Origin of the sequence: Saccharomonospora halophila 8, from assembly GCF_000383775.1 — a bacterium.
GTDB classification, from domain to species: domain Bacteria; phylum Actinomycetota; class Actinomycetes; order Mycobacteriales; family Pseudonocardiaceae; genus Saccharomonospora; species Saccharomonospora halophila.
Genome location: NZ_KB912498.1, coordinates 26,319 through 30,701, shown reverse-complemented (window position 1 = coordinate 30,701; position 4,383 = coordinate 26,319). Strand labels below are relative to the sequence as shown.

General features: G+C 72.5%; 4 protein-coding genes and 1 pseudogene. 3 read left to right on the top strand and 2 right to left on the bottom strand.

Going from position 1 to position 4,383, the window contains the following annotated elements; all coding sequences use genetic code 11:
• Both SACHA_RS20260 and SACHA_RS0104475 read right to left on the bottom strand, forming a co-directional pair.
• The coding region (locus SACHA_RS20260) for a protein-L-isoaspartate O-methyltransferase family protein (RefSeq protein WP_039737948.1) at positions 1–431 on the bottom strand (431 nt) is incomplete at its 3' end.
• Positions 432–779: 348 nt separating this feature from the next.
• Positions 780–1,460, bottom strand: coding sequence for a TetR/AcrR family transcriptional regulator (locus SACHA_RS0104475; RefSeq protein WP_019807509.1), 681 nt, complete (start codon positions 1,458–1,460; stop codon positions 780–782).
• A 102-nt stretch (positions 1,461–1,562) separates the two neighbouring features.
• On the opposite strand from SACHA_RS0104475, the gene SACHA_RS0104470 reads away from it, so the two are divergent.
• From SACHA_RS0104470 to SACHA_RS24920, 3 genes and pseudogenes are all read left to right on the top strand, one after another.
• Positions 1,563–3,086, top strand: a complete 1,524-nt coding sequence (locus SACHA_RS0104470; RefSeq protein ID WP_019807508.1) for a flavin-containing monooxygenase — start codon at positions 1,563–1,565, stop codon at positions 3,084–3,086.
• The gene (locus tag SACHA_RS0104465; protein WP_020628595.1) at positions 3,086–4,042 is read left to right on the top strand and encodes a metal-dependent hydrolase; all 957 of its coding nucleotides are present in this window, start codon (positions 3,086–3,088) and stop codon (positions 4,040–4,042) included. Before SACHA_RS0104470 ends, SACHA_RS0104465 begins: the two co-directional genes overlap by 1 nt.
• Positions 4,043–4,065: 23 nt before the next feature.
• A pseudogene (locus tag SACHA_RS24920) lies at positions 4,066–4,383 on the top strand (oxidoreductase); the annotation flags it as partial.

Here is a 4,383-nt window from a genome sequence, read left to right as displayed (position 1 = left end):
AGGGCGGCCAGCAGCGCGGCGTTGTAGCCGCTGGCGGCGCCGATCTCCAGAATCACGTGCCCGGGGCGCACGTCCAGCTCGGCGAGCATGGCCGCCACGACGGCCGGCTGGGACAGCGTCGAGGTGGCGCGGGTGCCGGCGTCGGGCCAGCGGGTGTGGCCGTCGTCGAACTGCAGCACCACGACCCGGTTGGCATGCGCGAGGTCCCACCAGCCGTCGGGATCGCGGTCCCGGTCGAATGGGACGGCCGCGCCCGCGCTGTCGAAGACCCAGCCGCGGTCGGGGACGAAGGTCTCGCGGGGGACGGTCAGCAGGGCTTGTCGCAGGCGGTCGGCCAGGCGCCGGTCCGGGTCGATCTCGTCGAGCAGCGCCGCACGGGCGGCACGGCCGTCGCGGGGCGTGCCCGGGCGGGTGTGTGCGGTGGTGGTCATACGGGCCGGGCTCCTTGTCGGTCAGGCCGTCGAGTGGAGTGAACCAGCCGTCGCCCGGGTTCGCAGGACCGATCGACACGGCGAGACACTCGGTCTTCGCATGGACATCCCAGACGATGAACCTCTGGTGGCCCGCGGACGGGCGCTGGTTTCTCGCCACGGACATCGATCTGGAGAGCACCTACGTGGGGATCGACGAGGACGGCATGCGGGGCCCTGACGGACCACGATTCGCTGGAGGGCCTCCCCGCGGCCCCGGATCAGGGAGTCATGACCGCCTCGGACACGCTGAATCCGGCGCCCTGAGCACCGGCCGGGCACCTCACCCCGCCCGGCACACCGCCGGTCTCACCGGGAACGCGCGGCGGTGATCTGTTCGATGATCCCCGCGACGTGTTCCTCGAATCGCTCCCGGGGGCCGGGGAAGCCGTCGCCGATCCACCGCTGGTACAGCGCGGCGAGCGCCCCGAACACGGCGAGCGCGTTGCGCCGGATGTCGGCGTCGTCCATTCCGCCGAGCTCGTCCGTCCCGTCAACGCCGTCGGCCCCGTCGGCGTCGCCAGGGCCGGAGGTGGTCATGACCAGGCCGATCGGCGCGGTGAACTCGTCGACCAGTTCCCACCCGCGGCGGGACAGGGCCGGTGACGTCATGGACTCACCGAGCATGATCCGTCCGCGTCGCGGGTCGGCGACGACGTGGTCGGTGAAGGCGCGCACCGCGTGCCGGATCAGTTCCGCGCGGGTCCGGGGCGCGGTCTCCAGGGCGGCCAACAGCGTGTCCCGCGCGCCGAACACCACGCTCTCCAGTACGGCCACGGCGAAGCTGTCCAGGTTGTCGAAGCTCTCGTAGAAGTACCGCTCGGTGAGCCCCGCCTGCCGGCACACCCCGCGCATGGACAGGCCGGCCGCGCCGCCGGTCCCCATCAGTTCGGTTCCGGCTTCGAGGAGCTGGGCGCGCCGGGTGGCGGCCCGGTCCGCGGCCTCGCGGCCGCGCCACCTGCGTTTTCCCTGGCTCGTTCCGGTGACCATGCCGCCATCCTCCCAGGTAATTCTGACATCACGTGCTGTTGACATCATTCGATGTCAGATTCTATGTTTCCCGGACACCGGCACCGGCGACCGGAGGCCACCATGAGCGGCACGACGCGGGAACACCCCGAGCGGGTGCACGTGGCGATCCTCGGTGCGGGCTTCGGCGGGTTGTGCGCGGCGATCCAGCTCAAACGTGCCGGGTTCGAGGACTTCGTGATCCTCGAACGCGCGGGCGAGGTGGGCGGCACCTGGCAGGCGAACACCTACCCGGGCGCCCAGTGCGACATCCCGTCGATCCTGTACTCGTTCTCCTTCGCGCCGAACCCGCGCTGGAGCAGGCTGTACCCGTATCAGGAGGAGATCCGCGAGTACCTGCGCGACTGTGTGCGGCACTACGGCCTCGCCCCGCACCTGCGCCTACGGCACGAGGTGGACGAGGCCACCTGGGACGAGCGGGCGCGGCGCTGGCACGTGGCGACCGCGCACGGCAGCTGGCGGGCACGCGTGCTGATCGCCGCGCCGGGCCCGTTCAGCAGTCCGTCCGTGCCCGACTTCCCGGGGCTGGAGCGCTTCCGCGGCCGGGTCCTCCACACCGCGGAATGGGACCACGGGCACGACTTCGCCGGGGAGCGCGTCGGTGTGGTGGGCACCGGCGCGTCCGCGGTGCAGGTGATCCCCCGGTTGCAGCCGGAGGTCGCCGCGATGACGGTGTTCCAGCGCACCCCCACCTGGATCATGCCGCACCCGGACCGGCCGATGACCGGCCTGCCGCAGCGGGTGTTCGACCGTGCCCCCGTGGTGCAGCGCCTCGCCCGGACGGGTGTCGACCTCGTCCAGGAGGCGATGGTGCCCGGCCTGGTGTTCCGGCCCGCGCTGCTCAAGGGCGCCGAGTGGCTCGGCCGCGCGCACCTGCGCCGACAGGTCCGGGACCCGGAACTGCGCGCCGCGCTCACCCCCGGCTACGCCTTCGGCTGCAAACGGCCGACTTTCTCCAACAGCTACTACCCGGCGCTGGCCGCCCCCAACGTGGACGTGGTGACCGGGGGCATCGACGAGGTGACCCCGGACGGGATCGTCACCCGGGACGGCACGACCCACGACCTGGACACGCTCGTGCTGGCCACCGGGTTCCGAATGACCGGACATCCGGTGTTCGACCGCATCCACGGACGCGGCGGCCGCAGCCTGCGCGAGGTCTGGCAGGGGGAGCCGCGGGCCCACCTCGGCACCGTGGTGCACGGATTCCCGAACCTGTTCTTCCTCCTCGGACCGAACTCGGTCACCTACACCTCGCAGATCATCACCATCGAGGCGCAGGTGCGCTACCTCCTCAGCGCGCTGCGGTGCATGCGGGAGGCCGGGCTGTCCGGTGTGGAGGTGCGTGGGGACGTGCAGCGGGCCTTCGTCGCCCGGACCGACCGGGGGCTGGCCCGGTCGGTGTGGAACACCGGCGGGTGCCGCAGTTACTACCTCACCGGATCCGGGCGCAATTTCGTGTTCTACCCGGGCTTCGCCCGGCAGTTCCGGGCCCGCACCCGCGCCTTCGACCCGGCCGAGTTCCACACGACCCCCGCCGACGACACGACCGACGACGTGACCGACGAGAGCGTCAGGAGCGCATGATGGTGAGATTTCCCCGGGTGGGCCGCCGACCGGTCGTCGATCCGCGCGGTGCCCGCCGCTACGACGCGGAGGCACACGCGATCCGGGCACGGCACGTGGAGTTCCGCTGGGACGGCGTGCCCCTGCACTACATCCCGGGCGAGGTGATGGCCACCCACGTAATCAACGTGATGCACCTCGTGCTGCCGGAGGGCGAGCGGGCGATGGCGAAGGCGCTGTCCGAGGCGCTGCCGCTGATCGACGACCCCCGCCTGCACGAGGAGGTGACCGGGTTCATCGGCCAGGAGGCCGTACACGCCTCCTCCCACGAAGGGGCCCGCGAACACCTGGCCTCGCTCGGCCTGGACGTCACACCGATGGTGCGCACGATGGAGTGGCTGACCGACCGGGTGCTCGGCCCGGCGGGGCCGACCGGCCGGGCCCGGCACGCCTGGCTGTGCGAGCGGCTGGCGCTGTTCGCCGCGATGGAGCACTACACCGCGGTGGTCGGGGAGTGGCTGCTGGACGCCGAGGTGCTGGAACGCGCGGGGATGCACCCGACGATGCTGGACCTCGTCCGCTGGCACGGCGCCGAGGAGGTCGAACACCGCAACGTCGCCTTCGACGCCTTCCAGTACGTCGACGGCAGCTACGCACGCCGGGTGCGCAGCGCGGTGCTGGCGAGTGCGCTGCTGGCCGGGCTGGTCGTCGCCGCGGCGGGTTACCTGCACCGCGCCGACCCGTCGCCGGACAAGGGGCGGTTCTGGCCGCTGCGCCTGCTCGACGCCGCGCGGCGCGGGATGATCCCCCCGGCGACGCTGTTCCTCACCGAGATCCCGCGGTACCTGCGCCCCGGCTTCCATCCCTCCCAGCTCGGCGACATGGACAAGGCGGTGCGCTACCTCGCACGGTCTCCCGCCGCCGACGCGGGACAGCGGCGCGACGACGGAACGGAGGCGTCGTGGGATCCACAGTAGAGCCCTACCGTCCAGGAAGGACGGTGCGCGCGCTGGACCGGGCCGCCGCCGCGTACCGGGCGCTGGTCGCCGAGAGCCGTGCCGCGCCGCTGCTGTCCCGCCCCGCCCCGGTGCGCTACCGCGGATTCGATCTCGACCTCGTCGTCGACACGATCCGCCCCGAGGCCGACGGCGTCGTCGGCCTGACCCTGACCGTGCCGGACGGCGACGTCCTGCCCCGCTGGGTCCCCGGCGCGCACCTGGACCTGTTCCTGCCGTCGGGCAGGCAGCGGCAGTACTCGCTGTGCGGGGACCCCGTCGACCGGCGCCGCTACCGCGTCGCGGTGCGTCGCGTCCCCGGC